Annotated in this window: 19 protein-coding genes; 6 read left to right on the top strand and 13 right to left on the bottom strand. The window is 70.5% G+C overall.

The window, feature by feature from the left end:
* Positions 1–87 precede the first annotated feature (87 nt).
* Positions 88–591: a class I SAM-dependent methyltransferase gene (locus BLT28_RS16520; RefSeq protein WP_052407718.1), complete on the top strand. Its 504-nt coding sequence runs from the start codon at positions 88–90 to the stop codon at positions 589–591.
* Here BLT28_RS16520 and BLT28_RS16525 read toward each other — a convergent pair.
* The 3 genes from BLT28_RS16525 to BLT28_RS16535 form a co-directional block, all read right to left on the bottom strand.
* Entirely contained in the window at positions 575–1,009 is a 435-nt protein-coding gene (locus BLT28_RS16525) for an SRPBCC family protein (protein ID WP_030431527.1), read from the bottom strand. The two genes, BLT28_RS16520 and BLT28_RS16525, sit on opposite strands and share 17 nt — an antisense overlap.
* A gap of 11 nt (positions 1,010–1,020) precedes the next feature.
* Positions 1,021–1,347, bottom strand: a complete 327-nt coding sequence (locus BLT28_RS16530) for an ArsR/SmtB family transcription factor (RefSeq protein WP_030431528.1) — start codon at positions 1,345–1,347, stop codon at positions 1,021–1,023.
* 110 nt (positions 1,348–1,457) lie between these two features.
* Positions 1,458–1,937: an NlpC/P60 family protein gene (locus BLT28_RS16535; RefSeq protein WP_052407719.1), complete on the bottom strand. Its 480-nt coding sequence runs from the start codon at positions 1,935–1,937 to the stop codon at positions 1,458–1,460.
* Positions 1,938–2,152: 215 nt separating this feature from the next.
* Here BLT28_RS16535 and BLT28_RS16540 point away from each other — a divergent pair, with 215 nt between their 5' ends.
* A complete protein-coding gene (locus tag BLT28_RS16540) occupies positions 2,153–4,993 on the top strand; it encodes an AfsR/SARP family transcriptional regulator (protein ID WP_052407720.1) in 2,841 nt (946 codons plus the stop codon).
* 72 nt (positions 4,994–5,065) lie between these two features.
* Here the strand turns inward: BLT28_RS16540 and BLT28_RS16545 are convergent, their stop codons facing one another.
* The 4 genes from BLT28_RS16545 to BLT28_RS42015 form a co-directional block, all read right to left on the bottom strand.
* Entirely contained in the window at positions 5,066–5,503 is a 438-nt protein-coding gene (locus tag BLT28_RS16545; RefSeq protein WP_052407721.1) for an SSI family serine proteinase inhibitor, read from the bottom strand.
* Between the two features lie 487 nt (positions 5,504–5,990).
* Positions 5,991–8,636 carry a DNA polymerase I gene (gene polA / locus BLT28_RS16550; protein ID WP_052407737.1) on the bottom strand — a complete coding sequence of 882 codons (2,646 nt, stop codon included), beginning with the start codon at positions 8,634–8,636 and terminating at the stop codon, positions 5,991–5,993.
* Between the two features lie 88 nt (positions 8,637–8,724).
* Positions 8,725–9,132 carry a type II toxin-antitoxin system VapC family toxin gene (locus BLT28_RS16555; protein WP_030431533.1) on the bottom strand — a complete coding sequence of 136 codons (408 nt, stop codon included), beginning with the start codon at positions 9,130–9,132 and terminating at the stop codon, positions 8,725–8,727.
* A complete protein-coding gene (locus BLT28_RS42015) occupies positions 9,129–9,500 on the bottom strand; it encodes a type II toxin-antitoxin system Phd/YefM family antitoxin (protein ID WP_231950806.1) in 372 nt (123 codons plus the stop codon). Before BLT28_RS42015 ends, BLT28_RS16555 begins: the two co-directional genes overlap by 4 nt.
* Positions 9,501–9,602: 102 nt before the next feature.
* Here BLT28_RS42015 and BLT28_RS42020 point away from each other — a divergent pair, with 102 nt between their 5' ends.
* Both BLT28_RS42020 and BLT28_RS16570 read left to right on the top strand, forming a co-directional pair.
* On the top strand, positions 9,603–10,022 hold the full coding sequence (locus BLT28_RS42020) for a hotdog fold thioesterase (protein ID WP_052407722.1): 420 nt from the start codon (positions 9,603–9,605) through the stop codon (positions 10,020–10,022).
* A 104-nt stretch (positions 10,023–10,126) separates the two neighbouring features.
* Complete coding sequence (locus BLT28_RS16570; RefSeq protein ID WP_083383753.1) at positions 10,127–11,074, top strand: hypothetical protein; 948 nt, start codon at positions 10,127–10,129, stop codon at positions 11,072–11,074.
* Between the two features lie 4 nt (positions 11,075–11,078).
* On the opposite strand, the gene BLT28_RS16575 is transcribed toward BLT28_RS16570, so the two are convergent.
* The 6 genes from BLT28_RS16575 to BLT28_RS16600 all read right to left on the bottom strand — a co-directional run bounded on the left by BLT28_RS16575 (position 11,079) and on the right by BLT28_RS16600 (position 16,996).
* A complete protein-coding gene (locus BLT28_RS16575) occupies positions 11,079–11,792 on the bottom strand; it encodes an ABC transporter ATP-binding protein (RefSeq protein ID WP_030431537.1) in 714 nt (237 codons plus the stop codon).
* Entirely contained in the window at positions 11,779–12,705 is a 927-nt protein-coding gene (locus BLT28_RS16580) for an ABC transporter ATP-binding protein (protein WP_030431538.1), read from the bottom strand. The genes BLT28_RS16575 and BLT28_RS16580 overlap by 14 nt, the downstream gene beginning before the upstream one ends.
* On the bottom strand, positions 12,702–13,850 hold the full coding sequence (locus tag BLT28_RS16585) for a branched-chain amino acid ABC transporter permease (protein ID WP_030431539.1): 1,149 nt from the start codon (positions 13,848–13,850) through the stop codon (positions 12,702–12,704). Before BLT28_RS16585 ends, BLT28_RS16580 begins: the two co-directional genes overlap by 4 nt.
* Positions 13,847–14,836 (bottom strand): branched-chain amino acid ABC transporter permease, encoded by a 990-nt coding sequence (locus BLT28_RS16590; protein WP_030431540.1) that lies wholly within the window; start codon positions 14,834–14,836, stop codon positions 13,847–13,849. Before BLT28_RS16590 ends, BLT28_RS16585 begins: the two co-directional genes overlap by 4 nt.
* Before the next feature lie 120 nt (positions 14,837–14,956).
* A complete protein-coding gene (locus BLT28_RS16595; protein WP_407638805.1) occupies positions 14,957–16,159 on the bottom strand; it encodes a branched-chain amino acid ABC transporter substrate-binding protein in 1,203 nt (400 codons plus the stop codon).
* 228 nt (positions 16,160–16,387) lie between these two features.
* Complete coding sequence (locus BLT28_RS16600) at positions 16,388–16,996, bottom strand: ANTAR domain-containing response regulator (protein WP_030431542.1); 609 nt, start codon at positions 16,994–16,996, stop codon at positions 16,388–16,390.
* A 328-nt stretch (positions 16,997–17,324) separates the two neighbouring features.
* Here BLT28_RS16600 and BLT28_RS16605 point away from each other — a divergent pair, with 328 nt between their 5' ends.
* A complete protein-coding gene (locus BLT28_RS16605) occupies positions 17,325–17,561 on the top strand; it encodes a hypothetical protein (RefSeq protein ID WP_030431543.1) in 237 nt (78 codons plus the stop codon).
* A 164-nt stretch (positions 17,562–17,725) separates the two neighbouring features.
* A complete protein-coding gene (locus tag BLT28_RS16610) occupies positions 17,726–17,944 on the top strand; it encodes a hypothetical protein (RefSeq protein ID WP_156051288.1) in 219 nt (72 codons plus the stop codon).
* Positions 17,945–18,150: the final 206 nt, after the last annotated feature.

Below are 18,150 nucleotides of genomic sequence, written 5' to 3' on the forward strand. Positions count from 1 at the left end.
GCCGCCGCCGTCCTCTTGCCGGCGTCACACGACACGAAATGCATTTCAGTCGACGTGCACTTCTTTTGTCAAGACGGAGGGAAGAAAATGACGGTGCCGGATCGAGTGCGCTGGGCAATTGAGGTCGTCGGCCCGCGGCCGGAGGACGAAATACTGGAGATCGGCGCCGGGCCCGGCCTCGCGGCCGCCCTCGTGTGCGAGCGGCTCCGCGGCGGGCGGCTGCTCGCGATCGACCGCTCCCCCACCGCCGTCGCGCGGATCGGCGAGCGCAACGCCGAGCACGTCGCGGCGGGAAGGCTCGCGGTGCGGCAGTCCGCATTGGCCGATCTGATCGTGCCGCCGGGCAGCTTCGACACCGCGTTCGCCATGAACGTCAACGTGTTCTGGGTCGGCGATCCCGCGCGCGAACTGGCCGTGCTCAAGGCGGCGCTGCGCGAGGGCGGGAGCCTGCACGTCCTTTACGACGCAGGCGCTCCGACCGCGGCGGAGCGCATCACCGAGCCTGTCGCCGCGGTGCTCCGCGAACACGGCTTCACGGGGGTCACGGTGCACACCGCGGCGCTCGGCATCGGGGTCAGCGCTCGGCGATGAGCTTTTCCAGCGCGGCGAGCTGCGATTCGATACCGCGCTGCCGCCACTCCGGCTCCTCGTGGCCGTCGAGGTAGGCGCCCTGTTCGGTGAGGACCAGATGGGTTCCGCCGTCGGAAGGCTCGAACTGCACGGTCGTCTGCGACACGGTCGCCACGGTGTCGTCCGCGCGCAGCACGCCCGTGCACACGATGCGCTCGTCGGCCACGATCTCGCGGTACACCGCCTCGAAGGTCAGCTTGGTGCCGTTGTGGACGCCGCTGGCGATCTCCGTGCCGCCCTCGCGGAAGTCCAGCTCGTGCTCGGCCCCGGGACCGGCGAACCACTTCGCCTTGCTCTCCGGGTCGGCCCACAGCGCGAAGACCTTCGCGGGCGGGGCGGAGAAGTCGCGCTCCAGGGTGAACGTCGCGTGCTTGATCATCTTCTTGCTCCTCACGAGTCGGGTTCCAGTAGCTCGCCCAGCCGGTCGAGGCGCCGTTCCCAGCCGGTGCGGCGTGCGGAGAGCCAGTCCTCGGCCAGCCGCAGGCCCTCGGGGCGCAGCGCGCACGTGCGCACCCGGCCCACCTTCTCCGTGCGCACCAGCCCGCAGGTTTCGAGCACCTTCACGTGCTGCATGACGGCCTGCAGCGTCATCGCGTGCGCGCTCGCCAGCTCGCTCACCGACGCGGGCCCCCGGACGAGCCGCTCGACCACGTCGCGGCGGGTGCCGTCGGCCAGTGCGTGGAACAGCCGGTCCAGCCGGTCTCGATGGTCAAGCATGTACTTGAGTATCAACCCGGCCCGACCGATAGTCAAGCGATCGCTTGACTATCGGTCCGAAAAGATCCCCGCCCAGCTGGGACGGCAGCTGGGCGGGGATCGCCTGGTCACTAGCGGCCGGGCCAGCTGGCAGGCGCCTCCGCCCAGCCCGCGTTGCTCGCGGTGCTCAGGATCTCGATCTTCGAGCTCTTCTGGCCGGTGCTGACCGCCGTGCCGTTGCCCAGCGAGACCACCACGTGGCCGTAGGTGGAGTTCATGTACATGAAGACCAGCGTGCCCGCGGGGGCGTTGCCGGACTTCAGGCGGCCCGCGGCCTTCGCCGCGTTGTAGTGCGCCTTCGCCGAGGCGTAGCGGCCGCTGGTGCCGTAGGCCAGCTCGACGAAGAGCTCGCAGTAGTGGTGGTACTGGCTCTTGCCGACCATCGACTTCGCCCAGGACACGGCCTTGGCGCGGCCGGGGTGCGCGGCGGCGACCGAGACCTCGTCGGCGGGGGCCGCCGGGGCCGCCGCGGCGACCGGGGTGGCGGCACCGATGCTGGCCAGCGCGATGGCGCACGCGGTACCCAGTTTGGCGAAAGCGGAAAGACGCATCACAAACCTCCGTTGTGAAGGGGGGCAGGGGTCCCGGTGGAGAAGATCCGCCCGCCCGCTTGTCTCTCGCTGGTCCCGAAACGTCCTCCCAGCCTCTTGAGAGAGGGTTATCGCAGGTCAGACCGTATAAGGCATTCGGTTGTTCGAAGGTCTCTGGAGCGCGGGGCCGCCGGTGGCGAAGATTGGGTTCCGCGATGTGGGGGGAGGAGGGGGAAATGGAATTCCGGCTCCTCGGTCCCCTTGAAGTGCTCGCGGGCAATGAGATCGTGCGCATTCCCGCGGCCAAGCACCGCGCGCTGCTGGCCGCGCTGCTGCTGCGCGCCAACCAGGTGGTGCCGTCCTCGGAACTGATCACGCAGCTGTGGGGCGAGGAACCGCCGTCCAGCGCGCGCACCACGCTGCAGGGCTACGTGCTCCGGCTGCGCCGCACGCTCGGGCCGGTGATCGTCACCCGCAACTCCGGCTACCTCATCGAGGTCACCGAGGACTCCCTCGACCTGCGGCGGTTCGAGCGGCTGGTGGAGCGGTCCCGGGTGGCGGAGTCCGAGGGCGACCTCGCCCAGGCCGCACACCTGCTGCACACCGCGCTCGCGCTGTGGCGGGGCCCGGCGCTCGCCGACGTGGGCTCGGACTGGATGCACCGGGTGGAGGCACCGCGCCTGGCCGAGCTGCGCGGGCGCGCGCTGCACCGCAAGGCCGAGATCGACCTGCGCCTGGGCAAGCACGCCGAGATGATCGGCGAGCTGACCGTGCTGGTGGCGGAGAACCCGCTCGACGAGGGGTTCAGCGCGCAGCTGATGCTCGCGCTGCACCGCTGCGGGCGCCGTGCCGAGGCACTGGAGGTCTACCGCCAGACGCGGCGCATGCTGGTCGAGGAACTGGGTGTCGAGCCCGGCCCGGAGCTGCGGCGGCGAGAGCAGGAGGTGCTGCGCTCCGACCCGGAGCAGCCCCGCCCGCGCGCCGCCGAGCCGTTGCGCGCCCCGCACGTGCTGCCGCCCGACATCGCCGACTTCATCGGCCGCGCCGATGAGGCCGAGTCGCTGCGCGCCGCGCTGCTGCCCGTCCCCGGCGGGTGCAGTCCCCAGGTGATCACCGTGGTGGGCATGGCCGGGGTCGGCAAGACCGCGCTCGCCGTGCACGTCGCGCACTCGCTGCGCGCGGAGTTCCCGGACGGCCAGCTCTTCGCGCGGTTGCGCACCGCGAGCGGATCGGTGAGCTCCGCCGAGGTGCTCGGCCGGTTCCTGCGGTTGCTGGGCATGGTCGGCAGTCACCTGCCGGAGGACGTCGAGCAGCTGGCGGAACTGTTCCGGGATCGGCTCTCCGGTCGCCGCGTGCTGCTCGTGCTCGACGACGCGGTGGACGCGGCGCAGGTCCGCCCGCTGCTGCCGGGCGACGGTGGTTGCGCGGTGCTGGTGACCGGGCGCAACCGGCTCACCGGACTGACGGGCCGCTCGGTCGACCTCGACGTGCTCACCGAGGCGCAGGCGATCGAGCTGCTGGGCGAGATCACCGGCGTCGCGCGGATCTCCGCCGAACCCGACGCGGCCAAGGTTCTTGTGCGGCGGTGCGGTCTGCTGCCCCTGGCACTGCGCATCGCCGCGGCCCGGCTCCGCTCCCGTCCACAAAGGACGGTGGCGTGGCTGGCCGACGAACTGGCCGACGAGCACCGCAGGCTGGACCGGCTGGTCACCGGCGACCTCGCGGTGCGGGCCAGCATCGGGCTCAGCGAACAGGGACTGGACGGGGAGTGCAGGCGGGCGCTGCGGCTGCTCAGCGCGGTGAAGGTGCCGCACTACCCGGCGTGGTTGAGCGCGGCGGTGCTGGACCGCTCCCCCGAGCAGACCGAGCGGATCATCGACGAACTGCTGGACGCCCAACTGCTCGAGGACGCTCGGGGCACCGGCGGCTCGGCGCGGGTCCGGTTCCACGAGCTGGTGCGGATCTACGCCGAGGAACAGCTCGAACACGCGCCGGAGCTCGTGCTGGAGCGCGCGTTCCCGGCGATGGTGCGCGCGGCGGAGGAGATGGGCGCGCGCCTGCCCAGCCGCTCCTGGAAACCCGGTGTGGCACTGGAGAAACCGTGCGTCGGCCTGGAGTGGTTCACCACTGAGCAGCCGGTGTTGGTCGGCGCGGTGCGGCAGGCCGCGACGGTGGGCGACGCCGATTCCGCGTGGCGGCTGACCGCGGCGATGACCGGCTACCTCGACCTGCGCGGAGACTGGGACGACTGGCGGCGCACGCACTGCTGGGCGTTGTCGGCCTGCCGGTCCGCGGGCGACTGGTACGGCGCGGCCCGCATGTCTTACGGGCTCGGACTGCTCGCCGCGGCGAGGGACCGCTACCCGCAGGGGATGCGGTGGTTCGCGCGGGCGCTGAGCAGCTGGCGCTCCCTGGGCGCGCACTCGGAGGCGGCGTACGCGTGGATCGGCATCGGCGACATGTACCACCAGCTCAGCGACCTGCGCCGGGCGTCGCGGTGTTTCCGAAGGGCCACAACGGTTTTCGCGGAGATCGCCGACGAGCGCGGAACGGCGTGGGCGCGGCTGAGCCTGGCGCTGGTGCACCGCGACCGCGGCGAGCGCGAGCGGGCGCTGGAGTCGTTGCTGCGCACGATCGACGACTTCGACGGGCTCGGTGACTGGTACTCGGCGACCGAGGCGCGGTTCTTCCTCGCGCTGACCTACAACCGGTGGGAGCGGCCGGAGGAGGCGCGCAGCTACGCCGAGACCGCTCGGGCGGCGTTCGCCGAGATGGGCGCTCGGCTGAAGGAGCTGCGCTGCCAGCGGCTGCTGGGGCACGTGCTGGCGTCCTCCGGCGATCCGGACGCGGCGCAGCCGTTGCTGGAGGAGTGCGTCCGGGAGTTCCGCGAGCAGGGAGACACCTTCAGCGAGGCCATCAGCCTGTGGAGCCTCGGCGAGCTGATCCGGCGGCACCGCATCCCCGCGGACGCGGTGGAGGTCCTGACCAAGGCGTGCGCGCTGTTCACCAAGGTCGGAGTGCCCACCTGGCGGATGCGGGCCGCCGCGAGCCTGCAGTCCACGCTGCGCGGCACGTGATCGGGGCCTGAGCCGGACGGTCCCCCGTCAACCCCGTGCGGGGGCTCCGCCCGGCCAGGGCGCCGTGCTCCGTCAGCCTGGCAGGCCCGGACGCCCGACGCCGGTCTCGAACTGGAACAGCTCCCCGGTGGCGCGCCACATCTCGCAGCGGTTCGGCCAGGTCTTGGTGAAGTGCACCGGGTGCCCCCGGTAGACGCCGACCGCGGTGGCGGTGACCGGGGCGTACTCGTCGGTGCACGCTCCCGCCCGGTGGTTCAGCCGGGCGATGTCGCCCTGGACCTCGCGCAGGCGGTCGCACGCCTGGTGCTTGCGGGAGTGGGAACCGCCGAGCGGTTCGCAGCCCAGCAGCGCGGTGTGCCCGGCGGGCAGCGCGCGCTCCCCCGAGGCGACGGTGAGGACCAGCGCGATCGGTCCGGCCCCGTGCGCCTCGGCCGGTCCGGCCGCCGACGCGGGAACCGCGAACGCGCCCGCGAGCACCGTGCTCGCCAGCACCGCCTTGGCCAACCTCATTCGTGGACCTCCTCGTTCACCCGGCGCGTCGGCCGCGCCACTGATCGGGAACATCCGATCACGATCAGCGGAGGCCCCCTGACCATCGGGCGCGGGTCCACCGCATCGTGCCACCAATGAAACCCGGTCGACGCGGCGAAGTCACACAGCGTCGACCACGATCCTGGGGGTTGCTCGGCAACCGCCTGAACCTCCCCCGGAGCCGGGCTCCGCCCTGTCGCTGTGCGTGCCCAGCCATCGTCCACAGTAGACATTTGCGGGGAGGTTCCCGCGTCTTCAAGTACCCGGAACCCCGCCCCGTACCGGTCGCCAATCGCTCGCCGCGAACGCGGCGCTCTACCCCGCCACGCCGCCAATGACGCGTTTGGTGCGTTGTACGCACTGAATGAGTCATTCGGTGCGTTCAAGTACCTCAATGACTCATTCAGGCCATAACGCGGGTGGGGCATGTGGGGGTTGGGGGTGCTTGGAGACCGAGGAACCGGTGTCAGTGGGCGGCGTCGTCCCAGGAGCGGCCGTAGCCGACGGAGACCTCGAGGGGGACGGAGAGCTCGTAGGCCCCGCCCATCTCCGCGCGGACCAGTTTCTCGACCTGCTCGCGCTCGCCGTCGGCGATCTCCAGCACGAGTTCGTCGTGCACCTGGAGCAGCACCCGCGACCGCAGCCCCGAGGTGGCCAGCGCCTTCTGCACGCCGAGCATCGCGACCTTGATGATGTCCGCCGCGCTGCCCTGGATCGGGGCGTTGAGCGCCATCCGCTCGGCCATCTCGCGGCGCTGCCGGTTGTCGCTGTTGAGATCCGGCAGGTAGCGGCGGCGGCCGAGGATGGTCTCGGTGTAGCCGTCCTTGCGGGCCTGCTCGACGACCTGGTGCAGGTAGTCGCGGACGCCGCCGAAGCGCGCGAAGTACGCCTCCATCTGCGCCCGCGCCTCCTCCGCGGAGATCTTCAGCTGCGCGGCCAGGCCGTAGGCGGACAGCCCGTACGCCAGGCCGTAGGACATCGCCTTGACCCGCCGCCGCAGCTCCCCGGTGACCTCGGCCGGGGGCACGTCGAACGCCTTGGACGCCACGTAGGTGTGCAGGTCCTCGCCGGTGTTGAAGGCCTCGACCAGGCCCTCGTCGCCGGAGAGGTGCGCCATGATCCGCATCTCGATCTGGCTGTAGTCGGCGGTCATCAGCTCCGAGTAGCCGGGGCCGACCACGAACGCCTGCCGGATCGTCCGGCCGTCGTCGGTGCGGATCGGGATGTTCTGCAGGTTCGGGTCGGTCGAGGACAGCCGCCCGGTCGCCGCGATGGTCTGGTTGAAGGTGGTGTGGATGCGCCCGTCCGGCGCGACCGACTTCAGCAGGCCCTCCACGGTCACCTTCAGCCGGGTGGCGTCGCGGTGGCTGAGCAGGTGCGCCAGGAACGGGTGCTGGGTGTCCTCGAAGAGCTTCTGCAGCGCCTCGGCGTCGGTGGTGTAGCCGGTCTTGGTGCGCTTGGTCTTCGGCATGTTCAGCTCGTCGAAGAGCACCACCTGCAGCTGCTTCGGCGAGCCGAGGTTGATCTCCTTGCCGATCTCGGCGTAGGCGTCCTGCGCCGCCTGCCGGACCTTCGCCGCGAACGCCGCCTCCAGCTCGGTGAGCCGGTCGATGTCCACGGCGATGCCCGCCGCCTCCAGCTCGGCCAGCTCCAGCAGCAGCGGCAGCTCCAGCTCGGCCAGCAGCTTGGTGCCGCCGGTCCGCTCCAGCTCCTGGTCCAGCGCGTCGGCCAGCTCCGCGACCGCGCGGGCGCGCAGGATCTCCGCACCCGCCGCGCGCTCGGCCTCCTCCTGCTCGTCGGCCAGCAGCGAGAGCTGGCCGTCGGCCTCGCCCTCCTCGGCCCGCAGCTCGCGCTGGAGGTACCGCAGCACCAGGTCACCGAGGTCGAACGAGCGCTGGCCCGGCCGCACCAGGTACGCGGCGAGCGCCGTGTCGGTGGTCAGCCCGGCCAGGCTCCACCCCCGGTCGCGCAGCGCGTGCAGACCGCCCTTGACGTCGTGCGCGGCCTTCGGCGCCGACGCGTCGGCCAGCCACGCGGCCAGCGCGCGCTCGTCGTCCTCGGTCAGCGTCACCGAGGCGATGTAGCCGCCCTCGCCCCGGGCACCGGCCAGCGCCAGCCCTTCCAGGTCGCCACTGCCCCGGCCCCAGGTGCCGCGCAGCGCGAGACCGATCCGGGCGCCGCCACGGGCGTGCTCGTCCAGCCAGGCGGCGACCGTCCCCGGCGCCACCACACCGCCGGTGACCTCGAAGCCGTCCTCGGCCTCCGGCTCGCTGGTGGACAGCGTGGCGAACAGCCGCTCCCGCAGGACCCGGAACTCCAGCTCGTCGAAGAGCTTGTGCACGCCGTCGCGGTCCCAGTCCCGCGCGGCGAGGTCGTCCACGCCCACCGGCAGCTCGACGTCGCGGACCAGCTCGGTGAGCTGGCGGTTGAGCAGCACCGAGGACAGGTTGTCCCGCAGCGCCTGCCCCGCCTTGCCCTTCACCTCGTCGGCCCGGTCGACCAGCTGGCCGAGCGAGCCGAACTCGGTGATCCACTTGGTGATCGTCTTCTCGCCGACACCGGGGATCTTGGGCAGGTTGTCCGAGGGGTCCCCGCGCAGCGCGGCGAAGTCGGCGTACTGGTCGGGGCGCACACCGTACTTCTCCAGCACCGCATCGGGGGTGAACCGGGCCAGCTCGGAGACGCCCTTGACCGGGTAGAGCACGGTGATCTTGTCGTTGACCAGCTGCAGCGCGTCGCGGTCGCCGGTGCAGATGGAGACCGCGAAGCCCTGCTCGGTCGCCCGGGTGGCGAGGGTGGCGATGAGGTCGTCGGCCTCGAAGCCCTCCTTCTCCAGGGTGGTCACGCCCAGCACCGCGAGCACGTCCTTGATCAGGCCGACCTGGCCGCGGAACTCGTCCGGGGTGGCGCTGCGGGTGGCCTTGTACTCCGGGAACTGCTCGGTGCGGAAGGTGACCCTGGAGACGTCGAAGGCCACCGCGATGTGGTCGGGGGCCTCGTCGCGCAACAGGTTGATCAGCATCGAGGTGAAGCCGTAGACCGCGTTGGTCGTCTGCCCCGTGCCGGTCTGGAAGTTCTCCTTCGGCAGGGCGTAGAAGGCGCGGTAGGCCATCGAGTGGCCGTCGATGAGCAGCAGCTTGCGGTCTCCGGGAGCACTCACGCCGGGGAGTCTAGGCCGCCCCACCGACACTCCGATCGGGCTACTCCGGCCAGACCGGCAGTCCCACGCCCCTCGCCGCCTCCGCCAACCGCCTGTCGTAGGTGACGAACGCGGTCAGCTCGGCCCCGGGCCTCCGGGAGAGCAGGTCGGCGGTCGCCAGGTGCACCGCGTCGAGCGAGCGCAGGAACGGGTCCGGGTACGCGGCCGCCGTCTGCCGGATCGTCGCGTCCATCTCCACGAGGTACAACGACGCCAGTACCGGCGGCACACCGGCCGCCGCCTCGGGCGCGTTGCGCCGGACCGCCCGCGGCAGTTCGATCTCCGCCAGGGCCGACGCGACTCGGGGCAGGGTGTTGTGCCACGGAGCGTTGAGCCAGTCGACCAGTTCCTCGCTGTGCCGCTCCCGGCGGACGAGCTTCACCAACGCGGCGGTGTCCAGGTAGATCACCAGCGCTCGTCCTCCCGGTCTGCCACCAGCGCGGCGGCCGCGTCGACGTCGGGATCTCCCAGCACCGGCGGCACGGCCACCGGGCCCTGCGGGAGCAGCGGGGGCCTGACCTGCCCTTCCGCCACCAGCTGCCCCAGGACCGGATCACCCTGGAGCACCGGGACGAGATGGGCGATCGGCACTCCCCGGTCGGTCACCGTGTACGCGTGGCCTTCGCGAACCCGCTGGAGGGCGGCCGAGGTGTTCTGGTTCAGCTCGCGGACGCCGATGTGTTCCAGCCGCAGCGGCAGCCTCCTGCCCAGGTCGATCTCGGCTGCGTCCTCCCTGGCTCTGACCTCCTTCTCGGGGGAGGGCTTGTTCTCGTTCACGACGCCAATGTAGTACATGTTGTTCTACATTGGGATTCCACCATTACCGGACCTCACTGGTTCCGTTTATGCTGTGGTCCCCCGCCGTCCCGAGGAGCGCCCGTGAACCACCCCGTGACCGACCCGAACCTGGTGCTCACCGAGCAGTTGACCGAGAAGCTCGGCATCGCGATCACCGAGTGGGAGCCCAAGCGCCTGGTCGGCACCATGCCCGTCGCGGGTAACCGCCAGCCGTACGGGCTGCTGCACGGGGGTGCCAGCGCCGCGTTCGCGGAGACCCTCGGCTCGATCGCCGCGGTGATGAACGCGGGCGAGGGCCGGATCGCGGTCGGCCTGGAGCTGTCCTGCACCCACCACCGCGCCGCGCGGGAGGGACTGGTCACCGGCGTGTGCACCCCGCTGCACGTGGGCCGGACGACCGCGACGTTCGAGATCGTGATCACCGACGAGTCGGACAAGCGCGTCTGCACCGCCCGGCTGACCTGTGTCATCCGCGACGCCCCGCCCGGGGCGAAGGGCTGACGATCTTCGGCAGATCTGCGGCCGGAATCGGATCCGCCCAGCCGAGCGCGGTGCAGCGAGGGCAATTCGGATGCTCCGGAGACGACGGCGGCCCATACTGCGGCATGAGCTGCGCGTGGCCCGTGCGCGTCGAGGGGCCGACCGACGACGCGGACGGACCGCCGTGGGTGGCGGCCGACGAGTCGGGCTGGACGGGCGGGGCCGTGCTGCACCAGCGCGTGATGACGCACGCGACCGTGCGCGTCGACGACCGCCTGGCCGGTCCGCTGCTGCGCGAGCTCCGCGACAGCACGGGACTGCGGCAGAGCCGCGAGGTGAAGTTCTGGCAGTTCGAGCGGGACAAGCCCCTCGCCGCGCTGGTGGACCTGCTCGGCGAGGGCGGGCCGTTGCACGGTCGTACCTCGATCCTGGTGGCGGACAAGCTCTTCCTCGCGCTGTCGAAGATCGCCGGGCTGCTCCTCGGCGAGGACGACGTCGCGATCGACCCGCTGGCGCGGGACGGGGCGGACCTGCTCGGTCCACAGTGGACACAGCTGGTCACCGCGCTCACCGGGTTCGCGAGGGGAACGCGGCGGAGCGGGCGGACGGTGGATCTCCCGTCGCTGTTCGACCTGCTGGAGTCCGCCCGCGAGACGTGCGAAGGCCATCCCGCGGCGGAAGTCCTGGCACGCCTGGCCGCAGCACGAAACAGAGCCGAGCACCTGCTCGCCACGGAACCCCCGAGCCTGGACCCGCTGCCGGACATGCTCACCGCGCACGTCGAACGCCGACGCTCCGAGCTGGGCGAGTTCCGCCTGCTGCACGACCGGCACAAGATGCTGGACGTGCTGGCCGCGAGGCAGCGCGTGCACACCTTCGCGGTGGGCGCCTCCGACGAGCACCCGTCGATCCAGCTGGCGGACCTCGTCAGCGGAGCGGGGCGGGTGGTCTTCGAGGCGCGCCGGGGCCTGCCGGGCAAACAGGCCGCCGCGCTGCGCGAGGCCGTCGAGCCGTTCCTGGTCGAGCTACGAAGCCGGGCACCGTCCACTTCGGACGGTGCCCGGTCGTCGTGAGGCGTCAGGCCACGCCGAGGTAGGCCTCCTTGATCGACGGGTCGGCGAGCAGCTCCGCGCCGGTTCCCGTCTTCACCACGCGGCCGGTCTCCAGCACGTAGCCCCGGTGCGCCCGGCTGAGCGCCTGCTGGGCGTTCTGCTCCACCAGCAGCACCGTGGTGCCCTGCTCGTTGATCTCCTTGATGATCCGGAAGATCTGCTGGATGAACTGCGGCGCCAGGCCCATCGACGGCTCGTCCAGCAGCAGCAGCCGCGGCCGGGCCATCAGCGCCCGCCCGATCGCCACCATCTGCTGCTCACCGCCGGACATGGTGCCGCCCACCTGCGACTTCCGCTCGGCCAGGCGGGGGAACAGGTCGAAGACCCGCTCGAAGTCCTCCTCGATGGCCTTGCGGTCCTTGCGGGTGTAGCAGCCCATCTCCAGGTTCTCCAGCACCGTCATGCCGGGGAACACGCCCCGGCCCTCCGGCGACTGCGAGATCCCGCGCACCACGCGCAGGTCCGCGCGCAGCTTGCTGATGTCCTGGCCGTCGAAGACCACGGACCCGCCGGAGAGCGGCCGGATGCCCGAGATCGCCCGCATCGTGGTGGTCTTGCCGGCACCGTTGGCGCCGATCAGCGAGACGATCTCGCCTTCCTCCACGTGCAGCGTGATGTCGGTCAGCGCCTGGATGCGCCCGTAGTGCACGCACATCTCGTTCAGCTCAAGCAGCGCCATCGTCGGGCACCCCCAGGTAGGCCGCGATCACCGCGGGGTTGTCCCTGATCTCCGCGGGCAGCCCCTCGGCGATCTTCTTCCCGAACTCCAGCACCACGATCCGGTCGGTCACGCCCATGACGAGCTTCATGTCGTGCTCGATGAGCAGGACCGTGTAGCCGTCGTCGCGGATCTTGCGGATGAGCCCCATCAGCTCTTCCTTCTCCGCGGGGTTGAAGCCCGCCGCCGGTTCGTCGAGGCAGAGCAGCTTCGGCTCGGTGGCCAGCGCGCGGGCGATCTCCAGCCGCCGCTGGTAGCCGTAGGGCAGGTTGCGCGCCTTGTCCGCGGCCCGGTCGGCGATGCCGACGAACTCCAGCAGCGCCATGGCCTTGTCCACCGCGGACTGCTCCTCCCGGTGGTGCCGGGGCAGCCGGAGCAGGGCGCCGATCACGCTGGTCCTGTGCCGCGCGTCGGTGCCGACGACGACGTTCTCCAGCGCGGTCATCTCGCCGAAGAGCCGGATGTTCTGGAAGGTCCGCGCGATGCCGAGCCGGGTGATGGCGTTGCGCTTGGCCCGGCCCAGCGGCTTGCCCTCCAGCAGCACCCGTCCCCTGGTGGGCCGGTAGACGCCGGTCATCACGTTGAAGCAGGTGGTCTTGCCCGCCCCGTTCGGCCCGATCAGCCCGAGGATCTCCCCGCGCCGGATCTGGAAGCTCACCGAGTCCATGGCGGTCAGGCCGCCGAAGGCCATGGTGACGTCCTCCAGCTCCAGCAGCGTGCCACCGACCTCGACGGCGATCTCCCGGTCGGGGGCGACGACATCGGCCACCTCGGCCTCGTGCGCCGCCCGCTCCTGCGGGCTCATCCGCTCCAGTTCGGCGACCAGGCCGCCCTCGGCGGGGACCTCGGGCTCGGGCGTGTGCTCCTGCGTCATCCCTGCACCCCCTTCGCCGAGTCGATCATCGCGCTCTCCTTGGCGATCTGCTCGGGTCTGCCGAGCAGTTTCCGGTACGCCTGCCGTCCCTTGGCCAGCAACCGCTGGCGCGAGCCGAGCAGACCCTGCGGACGGAAGATCATCAGCACGATCAGCGCCAGTCCGAAGATCAGGTACTTGTACTCGGCGATGACCTGGAAGCGGTCGGGCACGTAGGAGATGACGAACGCGCCCAGGATCACCCCGACCTTGTTGCCGGAGCCGCCGAGCACCACCGCGGCCAGGAACAGCACGGAGGTGACCACGTCGAACTTCTGGTTGTTGACGAAGCCGATCTGGCCGGCGTAGATCGCGCCGGAGAGGCCGCCGATGGCCGCGCCCATGGTGAACGCCCAGATCTTGAACTTGAACGTGGGCACGCCCATGATCTCGGCGGCGTCTTCGTCCTCCCTGATGGCCACCCACGCGCGGCCGACCCGGCTGCGCTCGAGGTTGCCGACCAGGATCAGCACCAGGATGATCACCGTGACGACCAGCCAGTACCACGGCGTGCCGTCGGAGGAGTTGAAGATCGCGGTGCCGTCGGCGTTGACGCCCCCCGGCCGCCCGACGTCCTGGAACCCGCGCTGACCGCGCAGCGGGGCCACGTTGTCGGCCAGCAGCCGGACGATCTCGCCGAAGCCCAGCGTCACGATCGCGAGGTAGTCCCCGCGCAGCCGCAGCGTCGGGGCGCCGAGGATGACCCCGGTGACCATGGTGACCACCACCGCGACCGGGATGATCGCGATCCACGGGTAGTCCCACCGCAGCGCGGAGTCCGGGCTGGTCAGGATCGCCGCGACGTAGGCGCCGACGGCGAAGAAGCCGACGTAGCCCAGGTCCAGCAGACCGGCCTGGCCGACCACCACGTTCAGCCCGATCGCGATCAGGGCGAACCGCGCCGCGTTGAACAGCGCGATCTGGAAGTCGGTTCCCGGCTCCGTGGTCAGCAGCGGCGGGTTGAGGATCGGCAGCGCGTAGATCAGCACCACCAGCGGGATGAGCACACCCCACTGCTGGAACCGGTTCAGCCCGTTCCACCAGTCGCGCACGCGCTGGCCGAAGGGCGCGCGCCCGCTCGTCTGTGTCTGTTGGTGCGCGCTCATACCCGTGCCTTCCCCAGGGACTCGCCGAGGATTCCCGTCGGCCGGAACATCAGGATCACGATCAGCAGTACGAAGGCGACGATGTCCCGCCACTCCCCGCCCAGCAGCGACTGGCCGTAGTTCTCGACGACGCCGAGCAGCAGGCCGCCGAGCAGCGCGCCGCGCAGGTTGCCGATACCGCCGAGCACCGCGGCGGTGAACGCCTTGATACCCAACAGGAATCCGCCGTTGTAGACCACGCCCTGCGGGATCTGCAGGATGTAGAAGACCGCGGCGGCACCGGCGAGCACACCGCCGATGAGGAACGTCAGCATGATCACGCGTTCCCGGTTGACGCCCATCAGCGTCGCGGTGACCGGGTCCTGGGCGACCGCGCGCACGCCCCGGCCGAGCCGGGAGCGGTTGATGAACATGTCCGCGACCACCAGCAGCACCAGCGCGGCCACGAACACCAGGATGTGGATGTTGGTCACGCGAGCGCCGAAGAGCGTGAAGACCTCGGTCGGCCGGATCAGCCGCAGCGCGGGCTCCGGATTGGCGCCCCGGGTGACGAAGAACAGCTGCTGGATCACGAAGGACGCGCCGACCGCGGTGATCAAGAAAACGAGGGTCGGCGCGTTGCGTTTCCGCAGCGGCCGATAGGCGACGCGTTCCAGGACGACGGCGGAGGCACCGGAAATGATCATGGCGACGGCCATCATCAACAACAGGAATCCGATGATCTCGACTATCCCGAGACGCGCCGTCGGACCGGGTTTGAGACCCAGGGCCTCCATGGCGAAGTAGGCGCCGAAAGCGCCGGTGATGAAGATTTCGGAGTGCGCGAAGTTGATCAGACGGAGCACACCGTAGACGAGCGTGTAGCCCAGCGCGATGAGGGCGTAGATGCTGCCGTAGGCGAGTCCGTCGACCGTGTTGCTCCAGAACTGGTCGAGGAAGAGGCCGACGTTGAAGTCGATCCAGCTGTCCTCGGCCTGCGCGAGCATGGCCGTAGCTTGAACAATCACTGATCTGCCCGTTCCCGTGCAAAGCGCCGGGGCCGGTCACGGCGGGCGGACCGCCGTGACCGTGCCCCGTGCGACAACTGTCGTGTCTGGCTCTGCCGGTTAGCCGATCGGCTTGTTCTTGACGATCTTGCCGCCCTCGACCTTGTAGGACCAGACGGGCGTCTCGGTGAGCTCACCGGTGGCGTCCCACTTGAACTTCTTGGTCAGGCCCTGGCCCTCGTAGGTGCGGACGAACTCCAGCACGCTGGCGCGGTCCTTCTTGCCGCTGTCGATCGCCTTGAGCAGGATCGTCGCGGCGTCGTAGCCCTCGGCCGAGTAGGTCGAGGGATCCATGTTGGCCAGCTTCTTGTACTCGTCGGTGAACTCCTTGAACTCGTCCGCGGGCACGCACGGGCAGGTGAAGTAGGCGCCCTCGGCGGCGTCGCCGGAGTTCTTGACGAACTGGTCGTCCTTGGTGCCGTCCGGGGCGACCAGCTTGGCGGTCACGCCCTTGTTGAACAGCTGGTCGGCCAGCGGGGCGGCCTCGGTGTAGTAGCCGGAGTAGAAGATCGCCTCCGGCTTGGCCGCCTCGACCTTGCTGACGGTGGCCGCGAACTCCTTCTGCTTGCTCTTGACCTGGTCCTCGCAGACGACCTTGCTGCCCAGCGCCTCCTTGACCGCGGCGGCAAGGCCGCTGCCGTACTCGGAGTCGTCGCGGATCACGCAGACCTTGGAGGCCTTCAGGTCGTTGGTGATGAACTTGGCCGCGGCCGGGCCCTGCACGCTGTCGTTGCCCAGCGCGCGGAAGAAGGTCTTCCAGCCGTTCTTGCTCAGGCCGGGGTTGGTCGCCGAGGGGCTGATGGTGACCAGGCCCGCGTCGGCGAAGGTCTTGCCGACGGCCTTGGACTCACCGGAGAACGGCAGGCCGACCACGCCGAGGATGTCCGGGGTGTTCACCGCCTGCGCGACCACACCGGGGGCCTTGTCCGGCGAGCCCTCGGAGTCGAACTCCCGCAGGTTGACCTGACAGCCGGGGTTGGCCGCGTTGTGCTGCTTCACCGCCAGCCGCGCGCCGTTGAGGATGGCGAGGCCCAGTGCGGCGTTGTCACCGGCGATGGTGCCGATGTAGGCCAGCGAGGCGTTGCTGCACTGCGCCTTGCCGTCGCCGCGCGGGTCGGCGGCGTTGGCCGCCTTGGTCGGGCCGGCGACGCCGCTGGTACCGCCGCCACCGGCCGTGTCGTTGCTGTTGCCCCCGCACCCTGCGATCGCCAGAGCCACCGCGGCCGTCGTCGCCAGGGCCCGTACGAGTCGTGTCCCAGACACCCGTACCTCCATAAACCCAATTCACCACAATGCACGATTGCCTGGTGGTGAGCCCCGTTCCATCAGGGGCGTGGTCAGGGCAGGAAGCTAACTGCCGTGAAACGACATTGCACAGAACCCGGCGACGCTCGTAGCCACATCGTGACGATGAAGAGCAACGGGACTCGGCCAATAGTTTGGCAACCACAAACTTTTGTCACCGATGGGTGACATGACCGTTACTTCCGGTCAACCAATATTCTCGACCACCGCGTCGGCGACCGCCTTCATGGTGGTCCGGCGGTCCATGGCGGTGCGCTGGATCCAGCGGAAGGCCTCGGACTCGGTCAGGCCCTGCTTGGTCATCAGCAGCCCCTTGGCCTTCTCCACCACCTTGCGCGTCTCCAGCCGCTCGGTCAGCCCGGCGACCTCGGTCTCCAGCGCCTGCAGCTCGGCGAAGCGGGACACCGCGAGCTCGATCGCGGGCACCAGGTCCCGCTTGGCGAAGGGCTTGACCAGGTAGGCCATGGCACCGGCGTCGCGGGCGCGCTCGACGAGGTCGCGCTGGCTGAAAGCGGTGAGGATGACGACGGGGGCGATCCGCTCGCCCGCGATGGCGGCGGCGGCCTCGATGCCGTCCTTGCGCGGCATCTTCACGTCGAGGATGACCAGGTCCGGGCGCAACTGGGTGGCCAGCTCGACGGCCTCGACGCCGTCGGCCGCCTCGCCGACGACCTCGTAGCCCTCCTCGCGCAGCATCTCCACCAGGTCGAGCCGGATCAGGGCCTCGTCCTCGGCGACCAGGACGCGGCGCTGGACGGGTGTGGCCTCGGGGGCCTCGGTAGCCGGCTGGGTCACCGGGGTCCTCCTCTGGTCGTGTGGTGGTCGTGTGCTCGGGCCGAGTCCGCAGTTTACTCGCGGGCACCGGCGGGCATCGGTCCCGAAGGCTGTGACGTTGCGCCGAAAAGCACGCGGCACGCGAGTCCACAATGGACGAATCCGGACCGGTCCCGGGTGGACGGTGCGCGAACCGCGTCTTGCCCGGACGGGCGGTCCGTCCTCCCTTCCGGGCGAAGCTTCGCGGAGAGGCTCGTCACCACCGGGCTCCCGGCCCGCGCGGTCGGCTGACAACGCGGGCCCGCTCGGCTATAGAGGAGGTAGACCCTTCAGCGGGACGGAGGACCCCATGAACGACAAGCCTCGCCGGAAGCGGTCGGTCATCGGCACCATCGTCGGCGTCTGCGCCGCCGTCACGGTTCCGCTCGCCACCACCCTCGGCGCGCTCGGCGCCGCGCTGTTCGTCGCCGCCAAGCACAGCGGGCCCGAACCCGCCCCCGCTTTCGGGCCGAACCCGGTCGCGGAGGAAACGATCGAGGGCTCCGGAACGACAGACAGGGCGAGGGGCGCCGAACGGGCGCTCTAGCGACCCGGCCACCCGCCCCGGCGAAAACCGGGGGTGGCCGCCGAGGAAATGGACCGGGAACGCACGGGAACGATCCGGCCGCTGTGGTTTGGCCATCGATTTTCCCGGCAATCCCGCATTGCAGCAGGGAGCCGTTGCCGCTTCCCCGGAGGGAGGATCATCCGATGGCCGATAGGCGCAGAAAAAGGTCGGCGATCGCCGTGGCGCTGACCCTCGGAGTCTCCGTGGTCGTCCCCCTCGCCGTCACCACGCTCGGCGCCGTGGGCGCCGCGTTGTTCGTCGCGGCGAAGTACACCACCGCCGACCTCAACCCGGTGGCCGGCGCAACGCCGGTCGCGGCCGTGGATGCGGGCGGCAGCACGGAAACCGAGGCAACCGGCTGATCCCCGGCACCACCCACGATGGCCGTCGGCCCCGTCCCGGGACCGGCGGCCATCCGCACGTCGGGCCGGGTCCGCGCGCACGCGGCGCAGTGCCACCCGGTCGAGTGGCCCGCTGTCCCTACACAGCCTTGATCCCCGCTGATAGGGTGACGCGTTTACGCATTCCGGTGAAAACGAGGGCGTTTCGGCATCCGCCGGGCGGCGGA

Source organism: Allokutzneria albata, assembly GCF_900103775.1.
Taxonomy (GTDB): domain Bacteria; phylum Actinomycetota; class Actinomycetes; order Mycobacteriales; family Pseudonocardiaceae; genus Allokutzneria; species Allokutzneria albata.

Bases quoted from the DNA above. Each gene is read 5' to 3' on its own strand.
- BLT28_RS16605 (WP_030431543.1), top strand. From the start codon at position 17,325: ATGAACGACAAGCCTCGCCGGAAGCGGTCGGTCATCGGCACCATCGTC.
- polA (WP_052407737.1), bottom strand. From the start codon at position 8,636: ATGGCCTACCGCGCCTTCTACGCCCTGCCGAAGGAGAACTTCCAGACC.
- BLT28_RS16520 (WP_052407718.1), top strand. From the start codon at position 88: ATGACGGTGCCGGATCGAGTGCGCTGGGCAATTGAGGTCGTCGGCCCG.
- BLT28_RS16610 (WP_156051288.1), top strand. From the start codon at position 17,726: ATGGCCGATAGGCGCAGAAAAAGGTCGGCGATCGCCGTGGCGCTGACC.
- BLT28_RS16535 (WP_052407719.1), bottom strand. From the start codon at position 1,937: ATGCGTCTTTCCGCTTTCGCCAAACTGGGTACCGCGTGCGCCATCGCG.
- BLT28_RS16570 (WP_083383753.1), top strand. From the start codon at position 10,127: ATGAGCTGCGCGTGGCCCGTGCGCGTCGAGGGGCCGACCGACGACGCG.
- BLT28_RS16590 (WP_030431540.1), bottom strand. From the start codon at position 14,836: ATGCTCGCGCAGGCCGAGGACAGCTGGATCGACTTCAACGTCGGCCTC.
- BLT28_RS16575 (WP_030431537.1), bottom strand. From the start codon at position 11,792: ATGGCGCTGCTTGAGCTGAACGAGATGTGCGTGCACTACGGGCGCATC.
- BLT28_RS16540 (WP_052407720.1), top strand. From the start codon at position 2,153: ATGGAATTCCGGCTCCTCGGTCCCCTTGAAGTGCTCGCGGGCAATGAG.
- BLT28_RS16530 (WP_030431528.1), bottom strand. From the start codon at position 1,347: ATGCTTGACCATCGAGACCGGCTGGACCGGCTGTTCCACGCACTGGCC.
- BLT28_RS16545 (WP_052407721.1), bottom strand. From the start codon at position 5,503: ATGAGGTTGGCCAAGGCGGTGCTGGCGAGCACGGTGCTCGCGGGCGCG.
- BLT28_RS16525 (WP_030431527.1), bottom strand. From the start codon at position 1,009: ATGATCAAGCACGCGACGTTCACCCTGGAGCGCGACTTCTCCGCCCCG.
- BLT28_RS16585 (WP_030431539.1), bottom strand. From the start codon at position 13,850: ATGAGCGCGCACCAACAGACACAGACGAGCGGGCGCGCGCCCTTCGGC.
- BLT28_RS16580 (WP_030431538.1), bottom strand. From the start codon at position 12,705: ATGACGCAGGAGCACACGCCCGAGCCCGAGGTCCCCGCCGAGGGCGGC.